Origin of the sequence: Exiguobacterium sp. s101 (genome assembly GCF_018617835.1) — a bacterium.
In the GTDB taxonomy this organism is placed as follows: domain Bacteria; phylum Bacillota; class Bacilli; order Exiguobacteriales; family Exiguobacteriaceae; genus Exiguobacterium; species Exiguobacterium marinum.
The window spans coordinates 87798-105102 of sequence record NZ_JACSKX010000007.1 but is presented as its reverse complement, the minus strand read 5'-3'; the positions used below and the strand labels follow the sequence as shown (position 1 = coordinate 105102).

At 46.2% G+C, this 17305-nt stretch carries 17 protein-coding genes; 9 read left to right on the top strand and 8 right to left on the bottom strand.

Translation table 11 applies throughout. From position 1 onward, the window contains the following. Positions 1-60: 60 nt before the first annotated feature. Positions 61-840 (bottom strand): AraC family transcriptional regulator, encoded by a 780-nt coding sequence (locus tag KNO76_RS07905; protein ID WP_214884441.1) that lies wholly within the window; start codon positions 838-840, stop codon positions 61-63. Between the two features lie 123 nt (positions 841-963). On the opposite strand from KNO76_RS07905, the gene KNO76_RS07900 reads away from it, so the two are divergent. Continuing rightward, entirely contained in the window at positions 964-2613 is a 1650-nt protein-coding gene (locus tag KNO76_RS07900) for a glycoside hydrolase family 13 protein (protein WP_214884438.1), read from the top strand. Between the two features lie 103 nt (positions 2614-2716). Beyond that, entirely contained in the window at positions 2717-3223 is a 507-nt protein-coding gene (locus KNO76_RS07895) for a flavodoxin domain-containing protein (RefSeq protein ID WP_214884436.1), read from the top strand. Here the strand turns inward: KNO76_RS07895 and KNO76_RS07890 are convergent. Then, on the bottom strand, positions 3187-4785 hold the full coding sequence (locus tag KNO76_RS07890; protein ID WP_214884435.1) for a glycoside hydrolase family 55 protein: 1599 nt from the start codon (positions 4783-4785) through the stop codon (positions 3187-3189). The genes KNO76_RS07895 and KNO76_RS07890 overlap by 37 nt on opposite strands. A gap of 261 nt (positions 4786-5046) precedes the next feature. On the opposite strand from KNO76_RS07890, the gene KNO76_RS07885 reads away from it, so the two are divergent. The 4 genes from KNO76_RS07885 to KNO76_RS07870 all read left to right on the top strand — a co-directional run bounded on the left by KNO76_RS07885 (position 5047) and on the right by KNO76_RS07870 (position 6839). Beyond that, positions 5047-5247 carry a cold-shock protein gene (locus KNO76_RS07885; RefSeq protein WP_015880427.1) on the top strand — a complete coding sequence of 67 codons (201 nt, stop codon included), beginning with the start codon at positions 5047-5049 and terminating at the stop codon, positions 5245-5247. A gap of 117 nt (positions 5248-5364) precedes the next feature. Next, entirely contained in the window at positions 5365-5778 is a 414-nt protein-coding gene (locus KNO76_RS07880; RefSeq protein WP_214884433.1) for a pyridoxamine 5'-phosphate oxidase family protein, read from the top strand. A 176-nt stretch (positions 5779-5954) separates the two neighbouring features. Further along, a complete protein-coding gene (locus KNO76_RS07875; protein WP_214884431.1) occupies positions 5955-6461 on the top strand; it encodes a DoxX family membrane protein in 507 nt (168 codons plus the stop codon). Between the two features lie 81 nt (positions 6462-6542). After that, the gene (locus KNO76_RS07870) at positions 6543-6839 is read left to right on the top strand and encodes a DUF3817 domain-containing protein (RefSeq protein WP_026824587.1); all 297 of its coding nucleotides are present in this window, start codon (positions 6543-6545) and stop codon (positions 6837-6839) included. Positions 6840-6859: 20 nt separating this feature from the next. On the opposite strand, the gene KNO76_RS07865 is transcribed toward KNO76_RS07870, so the two are convergent. Next, positions 6860-8113, bottom strand: coding sequence for an MFS transporter (locus KNO76_RS07865; protein WP_214884429.1), 1254 nt, complete (start codon positions 8111-8113; stop codon positions 6860-6862). A 110-nt stretch (positions 8114-8223) separates the two neighbouring features. On the opposite strand from KNO76_RS07865, the gene KNO76_RS07860 reads away from it, so the two are divergent. Then, positions 8224-9414, top strand: coding sequence for a helix-turn-helix domain-containing protein (locus KNO76_RS07860; protein ID WP_214884426.1), 1191 nt, complete (start codon positions 8224-8226; stop codon positions 9412-9414). Between the two features lie 4 nt (positions 9415-9418). Here KNO76_RS07860 and KNO76_RS07855 read toward each other — a convergent pair whose 3' ends face one another. Together KNO76_RS07855 and KNO76_RS07850 are read right to left on the bottom strand one after the other, a co-directional pair. Further along, a complete protein-coding gene (locus KNO76_RS07855; RefSeq protein ID WP_214884423.1) occupies positions 9419-10426 on the bottom strand; it encodes a S66 family peptidase in 1008 nt (335 codons plus the stop codon). Positions 10427-10489: 63 nt separating this feature from the next. Then, positions 10490-10816, bottom strand: a complete 327-nt coding sequence (locus tag KNO76_RS07850; protein WP_214703645.1) for a winged helix-turn-helix transcriptional regulator — start codon at positions 10814-10816, stop codon at positions 10490-10492. A gap of 106 nt (positions 10817-10922) precedes the next feature. On the opposite strand from KNO76_RS07850, the gene KNO76_RS07845 reads away from it, so the two are divergent. Next, entirely contained in the window at positions 10923-11726 is an 804-nt protein-coding gene (locus KNO76_RS07845; protein WP_214884420.1) for a VOC family protein, read from the top strand. A gap of 11 nt (positions 11727-11737) precedes the next feature. Here KNO76_RS07845 and KNO76_RS07840 read toward each other — a convergent pair whose 3' ends face one another. Together KNO76_RS07840 and KNO76_RS07835 are read right to left on the bottom strand one after the other, a co-directional pair. Next, positions 11738-12730, bottom strand: coding sequence for a 5'-3' exonuclease (locus tag KNO76_RS07840; protein WP_026824581.1), 993 nt, complete (start codon positions 12728-12730; stop codon positions 11738-11740). A gap of 201 nt (positions 12731-12931) precedes the next feature. After that, complete coding sequence (locus KNO76_RS07835) at positions 12932-14254, bottom strand: hemolysin family protein (protein WP_251127939.1); 1323 nt, start codon at positions 14252-14254, stop codon at positions 12932-12934. Between the two features lie 189 nt (positions 14255-14443). On the opposite strand from KNO76_RS07835, the gene KNO76_RS07830 reads away from it, so the two are divergent. Next, positions 14444-15241 carry a glucose 1-dehydrogenase gene (locus tag KNO76_RS07830; RefSeq protein ID WP_214884417.1) on the top strand — a complete coding sequence of 266 codons (798 nt, stop codon included), beginning with the start codon at positions 14444-14446 and terminating at the stop codon, positions 15239-15241. Positions 15242-15274: 33 nt separating this feature from the next. Here KNO76_RS07830 and KNO76_RS07825 read toward each other — a convergent pair whose 3' ends face one another. After that, positions 15275-17230: an ATP-binding protein gene (locus KNO76_RS07825; RefSeq protein WP_214884414.1), complete on the bottom strand. Its 1956-nt coding sequence runs from the start codon at positions 17228-17230 to the stop codon at positions 15275-15277. Positions 17231-17305 lie beyond the last annotated feature (75 nt).

Here is a 17305-nt window from a genome sequence, read left to right as displayed (position 1 = left end):
AGTGTTGTCGTTATTTACACCCATCTAACGGAGCGGTTCAAAAAATGGATCACTCTTTTTTTATTTTTTTTCGTTTTTTTGTTGAAGAGTGCGATAAACCCCTGGTGCGACGCCATATTTTCGTTTAAAAATTCTGTGGAAATATGGGTAACTTCGAAATCCAGACAGTTCCGCTATCGTTTCTAACGAATGTTTTGTATAGCGCATTTGCTCTTCGGCAAGCTGCAAGCGAATCGATTGTGCATATTCGATGATCGTCACCCCGGTCCCTTCTTTAAAGAGATGAACGGTCCGTGAAACGCTCAGTCCGACGGCGTCGGCGACGTCTGAAACTTTGAAGTCACTCGTGACGTGTGCTTCGATAAAGCGCATCATACGAGAGACGACTGGAGGTCGCGCCTGGGAATGCACATCTTGAATCGAACGATCGAGCATGAGTAGAAGGGCTTGGACGAGCGTTTCAATTAGTACGGCACTTTGTTCAGACGGTGGACGGCGCACTTCTTCCGTAATGTGTTGCCATAGCGAAAGAAGGCGTGAATCGATGGCGATGGTATTCAATCGCCCCCGTGGAGTCGCATGCCACCATGTATCGATTGAATGTCCGGTGCAGAAGATATGATAGTCTCCGCTCGCAGGTGTATCGACATGCATTTCATAGAAGTCACCCGGACGGACAATCAATACGTCACCAGGTCGTGTGATCATCGTTTCTCCATTGACCACAATCCGAGCCGTTCCTTCCGTTTGTAAGCGAATCAGATATGTATCGAGTAAGCTGGCGAATGGAAAAGTATAGGTCGTTGTATGATATGAATAGCCACAAAAGCCGATTTCCATAATAGTCTCCTTATTTTATAGCAAAATTGTACATATCTTAATCATATCATGGATGGTCATGAATCCTTGAAGACAGTACGATGAAAGCGTTGAAACGGAAATGAACTTCAAGGAGGACGTAACATGAAACAATGGTGGAAAGAAGCGGTCGTATATCAAATTTATCCACGTAGCTTCAATGACTCAAACGGTGATGGGATTGGCGACATCCAAGGAATCACAGAGAAGATGTCTTATTTGGCAGAACTCGGGATCGACGTCATCTGGCTCTCGCCGGTATACGATTCACCGAACGACGACAATGGATACGATATTCGTGATTACCGTGCCATCATGGACGAGTTTGGTACGATGGATGACTTCGATGCGATGCTTGAAGAAGCACACCGTCACGGGATTAAAATCATGATGGACCTTGTCGTCAACCACTCTTCTGACGAACACCAATGGTTCATGGAGTCACGTTCTTCAAAAGATAGTCCGTATCGTGACTATTACATTTGGAAAAAAGGAAAGGACGGTCAACCTCCGACTAACTGGGGGGCTTTCTTCGGCGGCAGCGCTTGGCAGTATGATGAGGCGAGTGATGAGTACTACCTCCACCTCTTCAGTAAGAAACAACCGGATTTGAACTGGGAAAGCGAGACGCTTCGTCGTGAAGTGTACGACCTCATGACATATTGGCTCGATAAAGGAGTCGACGGGTTCCGGATGGACGTCATCAATATGATCTCAAAAGACCAAAGCTACCCAGACGGTCAAACGCAAGGAACAGGGTATGGAGACGGGACACCATTCTTCTTTAACGGACCACGCATCCATGAATTCATGCAGGAGATGAATCGGGAAGTCTTATCGAAATATGACACGATCACGGTCGGGGAGATGCCAGGGGTCAGTGTAGAAGAAGCGAAGCTTTATACGGGTGAAGACCGCAACGAACTGAACATGGTCTTTCATTTTGAACATGTGGACGTCGGGAACGGGAGCTTCGGGAAGTGGAATCCGACAGACTGGAAGTTGACTGAGCTGAAGACGATCTTCTCACGTTGGCAAGAAGGACTTGAAGAAGAAGGGTGGAACAGCTTGTACTGGAGTAACCATGACCAGCCTCGAGCTATCTCACGTTTTGGGAATGATTCACCGGAATACCGTGTCCGTTCTGGGAAGATGCTCGCGACACTCCTTCACCTATTAAAAGGAACACCATATATTTATCAAGGGGAAGAGTTCGGCATGACGAACGTCGCCTTTGATTCGATTGATCAATACCGAGATATTGAAACGTTGAATGCCTATCATGATTACACATCAAAAGGATTGTTGACACACGATGAAATCTTCCGTGGGATTCATGAGCGGGGACGTGACAATTCACGCACACCAGTTCAGTGGTCGGACGAAGCGCACGGCGGCTTCACGACTGGGACGCCATGGATTGGGGTCAACCCGAACTATGTCGACATCAATGCGGAAGCGGCACGGAAAGACCCGAATTCGCTCTTCCATTACTACCGTCAATTGATTGCGCTCCGTAAAGCCAATCCAATCGTTGTCTATGGAAAGTATGAGCTCTTGTTGCCGGAAGATGAAGCGGTCTATGCATTCACACGTTCGTTCGAAGGGGAAACTTGGCTCGTGCTCTGTAACTTCTCGGGCGAAACACAACAACGTGATATACCATATGACGTAAACGAACGCGTCATCGGCAACATGGAACCGATTGAACCGTTCACGCTTCGTCCGTACGAAGCGCAAGTGTACAAACTGTGACCAAAAGCTCGCCATTCGGCGAGCTTTTTTGAATGGTAACGTATCTTCTTTTCATGATTCGGGAATAGTGTAAGTAACGTCTGACATGAAAAGAGGGAACGACATGGGTACTTTAATCGCTTACTCTTCCAGGTATGGGACGAGTGAAAAAGTAGCGGCTCTACTCGCTGAACGTCTGTCGGGTGACGTTCATGTCCAAAATATCGTAGAAGAGCCGAATGCGATGTGGGAGACGATCGATCACGTCATCGTCGGCAGTTCGATTCGGATGGGAACCATCCAGGACGAAATGAAGGAATGGTTGGCGCTTCACGAAGCACACTTGCTTAAGCATCCCCTCGCTTTATATTTGTGTGCCGGGACACCGACAGAATCAGAGCGGATTCGTGAGTTAGAAGAGGCGTACCGTGAATCACTCCGCGAGCATGCCTATTTTGTCGAGGTCGTTGGCAGTGGTTATGACTTTGAACGAATGGGTTTTTTAGACAAAGCAATCGTCCGGATGATGGTAAAGCAGAAAGAAAGCTCGCTTGAACTCGATGACGACAAATTAGCCCGGCTCGTGGAGGCGGCTCAAACGTCCGAACGTACCCGGTCTGAGAACCCGTAAGCGAGTATGTCCTGCACATCAATCGGACTTTTCGTGGAGATGAGAGCATCTCCACTTTTTTTCTGTCCTTCGATTTGATGAAGCGCAATTTGTTCTATCTGACGTCCTATTTTCAAAGCGATTGGCGCAGATTCATGGCATCGTAAGTTTTCGATAGTCACTTCGTCGGTGCGGTTCTCCCCTCCAAATAGCTCGAGGTCGGCTCGGGCTGTGGTAAACCCGCGAACGGAAATTCGTTTCAACTGTACACGTCTTGACTTATATTGAATCGCAAGTGCTGGATGCTGTTCATAGTCGTAGGTCGGGTCGCCGATGGCAGTCAAACCATGGATGAAGACATCTTGATATGCGGAAACGACCAGACTCCGTGGCGAGGATTTTGCATAAAGCGGGCTTCGGACTGGCTCGATGGATACCAAATTTGTACCGGACAGGAAGCGTGCAGTCGCGGAATCCGGATCGTCTGCCAAATGATGACCGATGTGGCGGAAGTTGAACGAACGATTGTCGTGAACGGAGAGATGTCCAAAGATATGGACGTCGTGTGCGGCTGACGAGGTTCCATGCGCTTTTACTTCGATACCTCCAAAACAGCCTTCCGTTCTGTTGTGAACAAGCGTGACGTGACGCGAACCGTCATCAATTTCAATGCCGTTTGAGTTTGAGAATCCTAAAGCGTGCGTTCGGCCATGGGGGTGATGACAATAACAGTTAGTGATGTAGATGGCATCACTATGATGTGTTGTGATCCCATCGTCCCCATAATTCGTTGCTTCGAGTTGATTGAGATGGATATACCGACTTCCGTTTGCCGCACGAAGTCCGTCACCTAGGTAGTGATAGTGCGGGGACGTGATGTCAAACGCATGGAGCCCGGCATTTTTAGCCGTCACATGATGCACCCATCCATACGTCACGTGCGCGAATGTCAAAGCGCTCGATGTCGTGTCACCGCTTGTCGTTCGTTTCACGTCACCTAAACGATCAACGTTCCAATCAAGTGTAAGATGGGATACCTCGATATGATGATTGCCGGCGAATGGGGTCGTATTTCGTAAAAGACGGCGATGCTTCGGAGCCCGATCGGATAATTTGAGGATTGTGACGTCTTGTCCGGCACCTTCAAGTGCACAACTAGAAGGGAGGCGAATTCCTCGAACGATATATACACCTGGTGGCACATAGACACGGCGATTAGAGCGGAGGGCGAGACGAAAGGCGAGGGTGCAGTCCGTCTTGCCATCTCCAACAGCCCCATAGTTCGTCACATCGACACGTGATTTTGTCATATGCATCAGATTCAAATATTCCGCATCGAGTCGGCGCATCCAAACGGGACGAACCACTCCATCGATCTGTTCAAGCGGAAGAGACGTCCGGACAGGCGAAACTCTCTCCGTTAATGGGATTCGACAAGCGTATGTTTGGCTCATTGCTGGATAAGTTGTTTTACTCGTGGTATGATGCCACTTGAGTGTTTGATAAATCAATTCTTCTTCAGACCAGTCGGAATAAGCAGCAATCATCGATGCGATTGACTGTTGATCATTTGATTTTTTCATAATAGATCCCCCTAGTGTCATCTTCTCTAGGGTGTACCCGTTTCGACTTATTTTTAGCAATCAGAAGTATTTACTAGACAGAAGCATCTAACCATGTTATATTCAATATGTGCTTAATTAAGAATAGCTGGAATCATAATTCACAAGTGCTTGGGATTATTTTTCATTAGATAATTCCAGAGGCTTGTATTTTTTTTGGTCAAGTTTTTTCTAGTAAGGCACTACTATAACGCATAGCGTTTATTTCAGGAGGGTTCATTCATGAACACAGGTAAAGTAAAATGGTTTAACTCAGAAAAAGGTTACGGCTTCATCGAAATGGAAGGCGGAGACGACGTATTCGTACACTTCTCAGCAATCCAAGGCGACGGCTTCAAAACACTTGAAGAAGGCCAAGAAGTAACTTTCGAAATCACAGACGGAGCTCGTGGACCACAAGCTTCTAACGTTGAAAAAATCTAATCTTCCTTTCTAAGGAATATGATACCTGCTCGCATCGGCGAGCAGGTTTTTTTGTGTTTAACCATATGGTTTGAGGGAACAGTATACGAGCGACAAATCGTGAAGGAGGAATTCGGAATGAGTGCAAAAGAAACAGCATTAAAAATATTAGACTCAAGTAATGTAGGTACAATGGCGACTGTATATAAAGTAAAACCGCACAGTCGGTATATGACATTTTTCCATGAAGATTTCACGCTCTATACAGCAACTTCAAATGATACAGATAAGGTAGAGGAATTAGAGAGAAATCCATATACTCATATCTTAATTGGCTACGATGGAGATGGAGTCGGCGACACGTACCTAGAAATCTTAGGAAAAGCAACGGTGTCAGATGATGAATCGATGAAAGAAAAAGTATGGAATGACAAACTTGAAGGATGGTTCGATGGACCGAATGATCCAAAACTCATCATTCTCAAAATCGAACCTGAATCAATGCGTGTGATGAACAAAAAAGGTCAACCATCTCAAGAAGTCACCTTATAATACTCTTAGAGACGCCTAACGAAGGCGTCTTTTTGTATATGTGAATAGACTGTGGCATACATATGTACGAATTATGAACAAGGAAGATTATATATGTGAAAAAGTGAACATAGATTATATATTGTGAATGTAATCACATTATTCATTTATTTAACTTCTTAAAGGGAGGAATTATTATGTTCACGAAATTTTGGCAAAATCACAATGTTGCCACAGCGATTTTAACGGTATTACGTGTATGGCTTGGTTATCATTGGTTGACGGCAGGTTGGGGTAAAATCACAGGTGGTTTTGGAACAGAAGGATTTTTAAACAACGCGGTGTCACTCGCCACTGGAGAACATCCAGCTGTCGCAGGATGGTGGGCCGCATTCTTAGAAAACTTTGCAATCCCGAACGCTGGATTATTCGATGTCCTCATCCCTTACGGTGAATTTTTGGTCGGCCTAGGGTTATTGCTCGGTGCACTCACACGTAGTGCAGCATTCTTCGGACTTGTCATGAACATGGCGTTCTTACTATCAGGAACAGTCAGCACGAACCCAACGATGTTGATCGTCTCCGTATTGATTTTGGTTGCTGGACATAACGCAGGAAAAATCGGAGTCGACGGCTTGTTCCTTCGTACCTTCGTTGAAACGAAAGTATTACACCGTTCACCAAATCGTCAAATAGCCTCGTAACTTTTATATGTTCTCCTGTGACAAACCTCTCACGTTTCGGCTACGATAGATGTAGCCTAACAGAGATAAAGGAGAACGCATATGACTATGACTCATTTTAAATGGATTGGCTACACAGAAGGGGTATCCTTCTTGCTGTTACTATTAATCGCGATGCCACTGAAATATATGGCCGGCATTCCACTTGCGGTCAGTATTGTCGGCGCAGCGCACGGTTTCTTGTTTGTTGCTTACGTGCTCGCAGCCGTGTACATGGCGTGGCGCTTCCGTTGGGGCTTCAAAGTTTTGACGCTTGCTGTGATGGCATCCGTCATCCCATTCGGACCATTTTTATTAGAAAAACGGGTACTCCCGTCAACAGAGAAGACATCGAACTGATTCGTTCGATGTCTTTTTCGTTACGACACACATTCGGCTGACTGAAGTGCAGCTTTTTCTGCCTGCATGTCGTGACGGATGCGATAGGTGAGTGTGAAAGTACATAAGAGTAGACCAATCATACAGGCTGTGTATAGATGAGCGACTGGCACAAGATCACTTAATATTCCGAATAAGATGAAACCGATTGGTGTGATCCCCATCGCGAGTGATTCGAGTACTCCAATCACACGACCTAAGTAGTTCGGGTCCGTATTCGTTTGTAAGAGCAATTGAATGGGGATATTGACACGTACGATGAAGAAACCGCTTAGTAAAGCGAACATCGCAAAAAAGAAAATCGACGTGATGACGTTGAAGTTCAAATATAATGGAATGGCAGGGCCGACAAATAGAATGCTGAGTATGGTCAGTGCTGATCGCATGGTCGATAGGCGATGTTTGATGTTGAATAACGGCAAGGCGTGAAGTAAAGAAGCGACTAAAAATTCAATGGCAACCATGCTTTCAAGTAGTCCGAACTGGAACGGGGACACACCGACCTCTTGTAATGCTGCAATCGGGAACAACACTTCTGACGCGACGAAAAAGAAGTTCAAGAATGCGGCGAGGACGGCGACCGTCCATAAAACGCGCTGCTGTTTCAAATAAGACAGACCGGACCGTACATCTTCCCAGGCGGATTGTTCGGTTGGAGCAACCTCTTTCTGATGAAATGTGAGTCGAGAAGCAAGTAGCGCAGCAATCATGAAGAATAGGGCTGAGCTGAATAAAAACACTGGAATCGGTATGAGTTTAAACAGTGCTCCGGCAAGAAGCGGAGTACCGATACTTGAGATGGAGATGATGCTCTGAATGAGGGAGTTGGCACGTTGAAGCTCTTCCTCTTCAAATAGAAGTGGGATCGAACTCGATAGCGTGACCGATAAGAAGGTGGAAACGATGGATAGGAAGAATGTGATGACATAAAAGGCAGGTGCTTCAAACGTCCACATTAGACTTCCAATCCCTGCGAGTAAAAATAATCCTCCATTCAAAGACTCCATCTTGATGATGACGCCTTTTCGGTCAAGTTTGTCCGCATAAGCGCCGGCAAATGGTGACAAAAGAACGCGTGGCAATGTTCCTGCCAGTAAGACAAATGCGAATTGCAGTCCAGATCCAGTTGTCGTCAATACCGTTAATCCTGCTACGAACGTAAATAAGTTGGATGCGAACAGTGACATGAATTTACCGAGTAATAAAATGGAGAGGTTGGACGAAAAGAATCTCATAGGAAGCACTCCTTTGCAAAATAGTTAAATGTGATTTAACATTATCATAAAGGCACGAAAGTGAAATGTAAACAAAAAGTTCAATATAATTTAACTTTTCGAGGTGGCATATGATTGGTGAACGAATTAAAGCGTTACGAAAACAGAAAAAAATGACCCAGACGCAGTTGGCGGAAGGGATTGTCACGAAATCGATGCTCAGTATGATTGAGAACGGGAAAGCGGAGGCATCGATGCGCAGTTTGCGAGAACTTTCCAGTCGTTTAGGTGTGTCGATGCAACAGTTATTGACGGACCCGAAAGAAGCTGAGCTACAAACGATGGTCGAACAGTTAGAATATGAAGAAATGATAATCATCTCGCGTTCGGATCAAGAAATACGACAGATGCTTTCCCCATACTTAAAAGAAGAAATGAACTCTGTGTGGCAAGGGAAAGCGTATATGTTGTATGGCGATACGTACTTTCAAGAAGAAGAAAATGAGAAGGTGTTAGCCTACTACGACCGAGCGATTGAGATTTTTGAAAAATTAGGAGAAACAGATGAATTGGCGATGGGGCGCATCAGCCAAGCTTACTATTTATTGATGTGGAACCGATATGAAGAATCGATTGAGCGGATTGACGCGATTGAACTCCTTGATGCGAAGTACATGAAAGCGAAAACGAGAACTGAGTATGCCATGTTGATCGTCTTTAAAAATCTTCTTTGTGATGAGGATTTGGAAGGCTCCATTCGACAGCTTGAAGACGCGCTTGAGTATATGAAGCGGACTAGAATCTACTACCGTGCGGATGACGTATATCGGACCATTTCGATTTGTGCGCTCTATTTGAATGATGAGACGAAAATTCGTGAGTCTTTACAAAAAGCGAAGCAATACATTCAATTCACGGAAGACCGCTTGGCAGAAATCAAAGTGGCACTTTCCGAAGCACTCTATGCGATGGAATACCGACATATTGATCTGTTAGGAGAAAACGTCAAGTTGATGGAATCACTCACGACAGAGATTGAGCCGTTCATTGCGGCGATTTCGATGGCGAAAGGTGTGTACTACGCTTTTCGAGGGGAATCGGAAAAAGGAAGAGAGTGTTTATTGGCATTATGGGAAAATCGAGACGAGTGGAAAACACATAGTTTAGTCGATATCGCGATTTACTACGAAGGGTTATTAAGGGGAACACTGAACGGATGCGGGGACGACTGGGTATCCGTGATCGAAGAAAAAGTGAAGGAATTCCCACAAGGTCTGTTTCGCAAACGTTTAGAATTATTACTACAACAAATCAAGGGCTGACGAATCAGCCCTTGCACGTTTGAATCAATGTACCTTTACCATGTTCGACCTGCACAGAAGCGTGCGCCCCGTTAACGAGCGTCATCTGCGGGGGAACGTGTCCACAATCGATATCGTAAAAGATTGGAATACCTAGCATGTGGTGAAGCTCTTCATACACCATCTCGACCGTATAGTCTTGATGCACAGAAGGTGCCTCACTCCGTCCAAATAGAATACCAGACGTATGCTCGAACCAACCGGCCCACTTCATTTGAAGGAGGGTCCTTTTTAGTGCCGGAATGTTCATCTCGGCGTTTTCAAAATACCAAAGAATCGGTTCGCCGTTCAGGTGCTCGTGTTGGAACGTCTTGACGTTTCCATATGGCGTCCCGATTGTATGTAAGAGCACATCAAGACATCCACCGAGCAATCGACCTGTCGCGTGTTGACCACCGACAGCTTTCCATTCAGTCGTTTCCGTCAAGTGAAACAGATGTGGCGTTGGGTTATCAAACTGCCATTCTTTTTGGAACTTCTCGGACGAACGTTGGATGACCGTCTCGTTGGTCCGCGTCGACAACACATCGAGCCAGCGTGAACTCGTCTCGTCCCACACTTCGGCACGTAAGTCGACTAAGTTTGGACCGTGTGCCGAGGCGATTCCAGTTTTTAGCGTATACACAAAAAGCAATAAACTTGTATCCGAATAGCCGAGCATCCATTTTGCGGGTAATGTCTGCCACTCGATTTGATTGAGAATCTCCATTAAGAGTTCCCCACCCCAGGGCGGGACAATCAAGTCGATTTTGTCATCTTGAAGTAGAGATGTCAGTTCATGTGCACGGACCCGAGCCGGAGCGGACTTCCCAAATCGTTGTTTCCACGCATTCGGAGTGAATTGCAACGTGAACCCTCGAGTGGAAAACTTCTGTTCCGATTGATGCAATAAATGGTGCAGTTCTTCTGGTATACCTGACGAAGGGGCAGTGACACCGATGTGATGCCCGGTCAACTGTGGATAACGAATCATGACGACCTCCTGTGGATAAGTGATGATTGGAATGGGTTAAAATGGTTATCCACATGTGGACAACTAATTAGAGCGCATTCGTTCGGCATGACGTATTCCCCATTCATTCATCGCTTCGAGAATCGGGATGAGCGTTTTCCCATACTCACTTAAGCGATAGTCAACACGGGGAGGGACTTCTGGATAGACGGTTCGGATGACAATCTCCTGTTCTTCTAAGTCACGGAGTTGTGCGGTCAATATCTTTTGACTGATTTTTGGTAACGATCGCTTCAACTCACTGAAGCGTAACGTATCCCCGTTGATTAGTACGAGGAGGATGGAATGCTTCCATTTTCCTGTGATCAGTTCGAGTGCCGTATCGACTTCGCAGCTTGTTATGTTGGTCACATCGCTCTTCCTTTCCAATAGTATCGTTGAAGTAACTATACCACCTTTTTGTGCCTACTTCTGTAACGTAAGCTGAGCGGGTATAGTGGGGGTGAGGTGATTTTATATGAAAATCGAGAAAATTGAACTAGGACCGGTGACGCTTCGGGTCCGTGACATCGAACAGGTGAAACAATTTTATGTAGACGTGATTGGGATGAACGTCCTAGAAGAAACCGAAGAACTTGTCACGCTCGGAACGAAAGAACGTTCACTCGTTATCTTGCACAGTGTGCCACAAGCGAAGACGAATCCACGAGCGGCAGGGTTATTTCATTTAGCAATTCTATTGCCGGATCGCGTGGAGTTAGGAAGCATCTTGGCACATCTTATTGAGCGGCGTATCGAAGTCGGGCAAGGTGACCACTTGGTGAGTGAAGCGTTCTACTTGAGTGACCCAGAAGGGAATGGAATCGAGCTGTACGCCGATCGTCCGAAAGACCAATGGACGTATGAAGCAAACGGTCATGTGAAAATGGCGACAGAGCCTGTCGAGTATGAATCGATGCTTCAAGCTGCGGCGAATCGACCGTTCACAGGTTTACCGGTAGGTACGACGATAGGACATGTGCATTTTAAAGTTCGGTCAATCGAAGCAGCAAAACGCTTCTACCATGACAGACTCGGATTTTCCGTTACGACGGATTCTTATCCAGGGGCACTGTTCCTTTCGGCAGACGGATATCACCATCACATTGGTACGAACGTGTGGGCACGTCCGAGTGATGCTCTAGAAGTTGAGGCAGGACTCGAGACATGGACGCTTCTCGTCAATGAGCAGACGAATCAAGCATTAGGTGGTACGTCATCTGAATGGTCGTTGACCGATGAAGACGGGATTACCGTGCATATAAAAAGAACGGACGCTTGACGTCCGTTCTTTTAATGTGCGGATACTTTCTTCTGACTTGCATTGAATGAGATGCGGAGTCCGCGTTTTTGATACGCTTGCTCGACTCTCTTCGGGTTGATGCTGAGCTCGAGATGAGCTAGCTTCAAATGTTCAAGTGCTGGCACCGTGACATCAAGACGAACGAGCTCCATATTACGCTCTGCTTTTTTGCGTGTTCGTCTCAAGTTACGGGGCACCTCCTCTGACGTCAGTGCCGCGATCGTTTCATTTACTTGTTGTCGTTTGTCACCTTTGATACTCAAGGCAGAATACAGCTTATCGAGTGAACCGAATCGTTTGATCAGTTGAACCGATTGACTTTCATCGAGTCCAGCCACTGGAGGAATCCCGTCAGAACGGTCTCCTGTCAACGCTTTGACGGCTGACAATTGCTTCGGTTTCAACCCTTCGTATAATGCTGCAATCTCTTCTGGTCGAATTTCTAAATGACGTTTGAGAGGTAACGGACGGTTATCACGAATGTCACAGCGAGCCTGCATTTGCTGAAGCTCCTGTGTTTGTAACCAAACGGTGATTCGTGGACTGACAAGCTGTAACAAGTCTTTATCTTTTGTCATGATGACCACAGGGGCACTACAACTGAATTTACGCGCGATATGGGCAATCAAATCTTCCCCTTCATACCCTTCTACTTGGAATTGTGGAATCCCACTATCCTCAAGCAATTGGCGCATGAGTTCCATCTGCGCTTTCAATTCAGGCGGTGTTTGGCGTCTGCGGCGTTTATAGCCCGGGTACAGTTCTCGACGCCATAATGTTTCACGTGAGACGTCCCAGACGACGACAAAATGAGTCGGACGATGTCTACGTAGAATCGTCCGAATGAGGCCGGTCATTCCGATGACGGCACTCCGATCGTTTTTGGATACCTCGCGTCCTTTTTTCGTTCGGCTCGCGGCGGCACCATAATAAGCACTGGCCAGCATGGAGTTACCGTCAATCAAAAATAGTTTGCGTTCCATGCGTAACCTTCTTTCTATTTCTTTCTGTTTAAACCGAACATCTCGCCATGTTTCGGTGATGTTGTGTCATTGAGTGGGTGACACTCAAATAAGCAACATATGTGCAGTATATCACGGTAAGAGGCGAAAATATAGCGACAGTTCGATTCGAATGTTAAAAACCCTTCTCTACATTTAGGAGAAGGGCATGAAAAAAAAGCATCATTCTGATATAGGTTCTTCCTCTTCATATGAGGCTAAAATCAAATCAACGAAGACGATGCGGTGATTATCGACTTCACTCACGATCAGTTCGTGATTACCAGGCAAAGTGAAGCGTTCGCCCGTTCGTGCGTTCGCTTTTTGTGATAAAACGAATCCGCCGACCGTATCGACATCATCCTCGATTTCGATGCCAAACTGCTCTTCGAGTTCTTGTGTTAATACGAGTCCCGAGAGACGGTAATGTTTCGGAGCGACTTCTGTAATTTCAGCTTGTTCATCTCGGTCGAACTCGTCTCGGATTTCACCAACGATTTCTTCTAAAATATCTTCAATCGTCAAAAGGCCGGCAGTTCCCCCGTATTCATCGATGACGAGGCACATCATCGTCTGTGCGTTTTGCATTTTCACCATCGCTTCTTGAAGTGGAGTGAACTCAGTAACGAGTGGTAATTGATGAATGAACGATTCGAACGGCGCATCATTTTTCGAAAGTTGAGCAGTGAAAAGTTGTTTTGCGTTCACGAATCCGAGAACATCGTCCCGATCGCCATCCCGTGTGACCGGATAACGCGTGTACTGGTGTTCTTCGACAACCGAAATAATTTCTTCGATTGTATCTTCTTCATCAATCGTCACCATGTTCATTCGTGGAACCATGGCATCTTTGGCAATCCGCTCGTCAAAGGAGAAGATGTTTTGTACGTATGCTAACTCGTTTTCGTTAATCTCACCACTACGGAAACTTTCTGTCATGATGATTTTCAGTTCTTCTTCCGAGTGAGCCGTTTCTTGAGCCGTCGTCTGAACCCCGAACAAGCGGAGAGTCAGTCGAGCCATACTGTTCAAGGCACGAATAAACGGATAGAAGAGTTTCGTGAACACATAGAGCGGACGCGCGACAAGGAGCGTCAACTTTTCAGATTCATGAACCGCAAGCGTCTTTGGAACTAATTCCCCGATGACGACGTGCAGGAACGCGATCAGTAAAAATGCAATCAGAAACGACAAGAACGTCACGAGTGATTGTGATAAGTTCAACTGTTCAACCAACGTGTGGATATATTTTTCGATTTGGTCAGCGCCGATCCATCCGAGACCTAGTGCGGAAAGCGTAATCCCGAACTGAGAAGCAGAGAGCGAGTCGTCAATATTTTCGATGACTTTTTTCGCGGTGACGGCTTTCTTGTTTCCTTCGAGCACGAGCTGGTCGAGTCGAGCGCTACGCACTTTTACAATTGAAAATTCGGCTGCCACGAAAAAGGCAGTCAAAAAGATTAAGAGCGTAACGATGAATAAGCTAAGTAACATGGGACTGTCCAACAATTCCCCCAAAAATCGGGGAGTCACCTCCATTAAGAATAAGATCAAACGTCCTTCAGGCGTTTCCTGAAAACGAATAGTTTGTTTCAGTATAGTTGATTTGTATCAAATATTCAAAATGCAGCCAACTATGTTTGAGGAAAAGGGAAATGCGGGAACTAAAACCGAGAAGATGAAGGAGGAATTGATATGGCAAACTATCCAGAGTTGAAAGGAAAAGTCGCAGTCATCACCGGAAGCTCGAAAGGTCTTGGTCGAGCGATCGGGGAACGCTACGCAAAAGAGGGGATGAATGTCGTCCTCAACTATCGAAGCAGTGAAAAGGAAATGGAAGAGGTCATCCGGGGAATCGAAGCGGGTGGCGGGAAAGCGGTCGCCGTGAAAGGAGATGTCTCTGAAGAAGGGCTTGCGGAGAAGATGATTGAGAAAGCCATCTCTGAATTCGGGAAGATGGATCTTTTCGTCAACAATGCCGGTGTACAAGTCGAAGCGAAGACGCATGAAATGGAATTCGATAACTGGAAACAGATTATCGACGTTAACTTGAACGGGACATTCCTTGGCGTTCGTGCCGCTTTGAAATACTTTGTTGAACATGAAATCGAGGGCAATATCATCAATATGTCTTCTGTTCATGAGGTCATTCCACGACCTGGCTATACACATTATGCAGCAAGTAAGGGTGGCGTGAAAATGTTCACGAAATCAGTCGCTCTCGAATACGCACCGAACCATATTCGCGTCAATGCGATCGCGCCAGGTGCAATCGACACGCCAATCAATGAAGAGACGATGAACGATCCGGAAGAAAAAGAGGGGTTAGAGGCTCTCATCCCATCACATGCGATTGGGAAGCCGGAGCAAATCGCTGCCGTTGCCGCTTGGCTCGCATCAGATGAATCGTCCTATGTGACAGGGACAATAATCTTTGCTGATGGTGGGCTTTCGCTCTATCCATCATTCGGTCCAGAGAACAAAGTACAGTAAACAAGAGGGTGCGATGTCGCACCCTCTTGTTGTTTAACTACTCATTTGATTCGATAGATCCATTTTTGGGAGACTCACGGTGAAAATGGAACCTTTGCCGATGTTTGATGTGGCGTGAATTGCACCACCATGACCCTCTGCAATTTCTTTACAAATCGCGAGCCCGAGACCCGTGCCCCCAATTTTACGACTTGCGGAATTGTCGACGCGATAGAACTTGTCAAACAGCTTCGGCAGCGCCGTCTGAGGAATTCCGATTCCATGATCTTCAATCGAAATATCAATCCAGTCGGGTCGTTCACATGCGACACGAACATTGATATCGCCACCCTTTGGAGAATACTTGACTGCGTTATGCAGCAAATTCGTAAATAGTTGTCCGAGTCGTGTCCGGTCTCCGTATACATAGACATCTTCCTGACAATCAAACGTGATGCGATGGTGTTGGCTCGATCCTTGGTGCACCGTGATGGCCTGTTCGAGAATGACGGATAGACGTTCTGGTTCGTTATGGTACGTCTGTTTGCCAGACTCCATCCGCTGCACATCAAGCAAGTTTGAAATCAAGTCTTCGAGACGCAATGTCTCTTGATGAATCATTCCTAAATATTTTTCGGAACGTTCAGGAGACAGTTTACGGAAACGAAGTAGTTCTGTGAAACCGATGATACTTGTGAGTGGCGTACGGAGTTCATGAGATACAGTCGACACAAGCTCGGTTTTCAGGCGATCGACTTCAGTCTCATGTGTCACATCACGGAAGACAAGCATCGTACCGTGGCGTGTCCCTCTCAAGTAAACCTTCTCCGCATACATTTGAATGAAGCGCTCTTCTTGATTCATCGAGAACGTGACGCTCTCTTCTTTACACTGTCCATCGAAGGACCGTTCCATGAAGGCGAAAAACGCATCCTTTTGGTCGACCTGGAGGCCGAGTTCTTCTAGACTCACATCTAATCGATATAAATCGACTTCATTTCGTTTCGTAATCGGTTGATTAAACAAGACGAAGAGTGCCTGATTAGCTACTTTTTCTTTTGTTGTGTGCTCCACATAGATGACAGCATCCCGAATCGAGTGGAGAAGACGTGCTGTCTTTTCACGTTCTTCCTCGATTCGATGACGTTGTGTCGTGAGGGACGAAGCCATCTGGCGGAAAGATGTCGTCAATTGCCCGACTTCATTTTTAGATTGAGCAGTTGCCGGGATGACCGGCTGTCGCTCTCCAGCAAGACGCTTACTATTTTCAATCAACTCCTGAAGTTGCCCTGTCAATCGTTTGACGTAAGGACGGGCAACGATGAAGAGAATGAATAAAACACCGAGTAAAGAAAGAAGCCAAAGTGCCTGTGCCCATTTCGTATGGGTCGCAAGTTGGGCACGGAGGGCCTCCTCTTCTGCGTTCAGTGTGTTCCGGTATTTCGTGAAGACGCTCTCCATATCGACAATGCTCGCGCTCATATCTGCAGCACTTTTCGAATTGATTTTGAATTTACGATCCGTCGGCGGTTCTTTTTGTGGATTTACTTTCCCGAGTGTCGGCATTTTCAAGAAAGGCTCGGTGACACTTCCGCTCCGCTTTCCTTCTACATAACGTTCAAGGCTCGGCATGACGCGTTCCTGATAAGCGACAAAGAGCGTACGAGCATCTCCCGCGTACGTTTTTTCCTTATCGGTCACGGCGTTCTGTTCGAACCAAGTCGTCTGTTCGTCAATCAAGACTTGCTTTTCTTGGACGCGCTCTAACATCGCGTCGTCCCCGAGGATAACGTATCCACGCATTTCATATTGCATCGACTGCCATGTCTCGAATAATTCGGTCGCATTCGTGCGCCGTTCACTAATGTTCTCGAGCGATGATGTCGTCTGTTCGATTTGGTTTTCCGTATACACATATACGGCAAGAGACGTGAGGAGAATCAGTGCGATGAATAAGTAGAAGACGAATAAAAATTGTCTTCCAATCTGTTGGTCAATCCATGACTTCATAAAGACCATTCCTTCCTGGAATGATGAACATTCCGGCTGTGATAAATATCCTACGAGTGTCGTTCTTTCATTGTA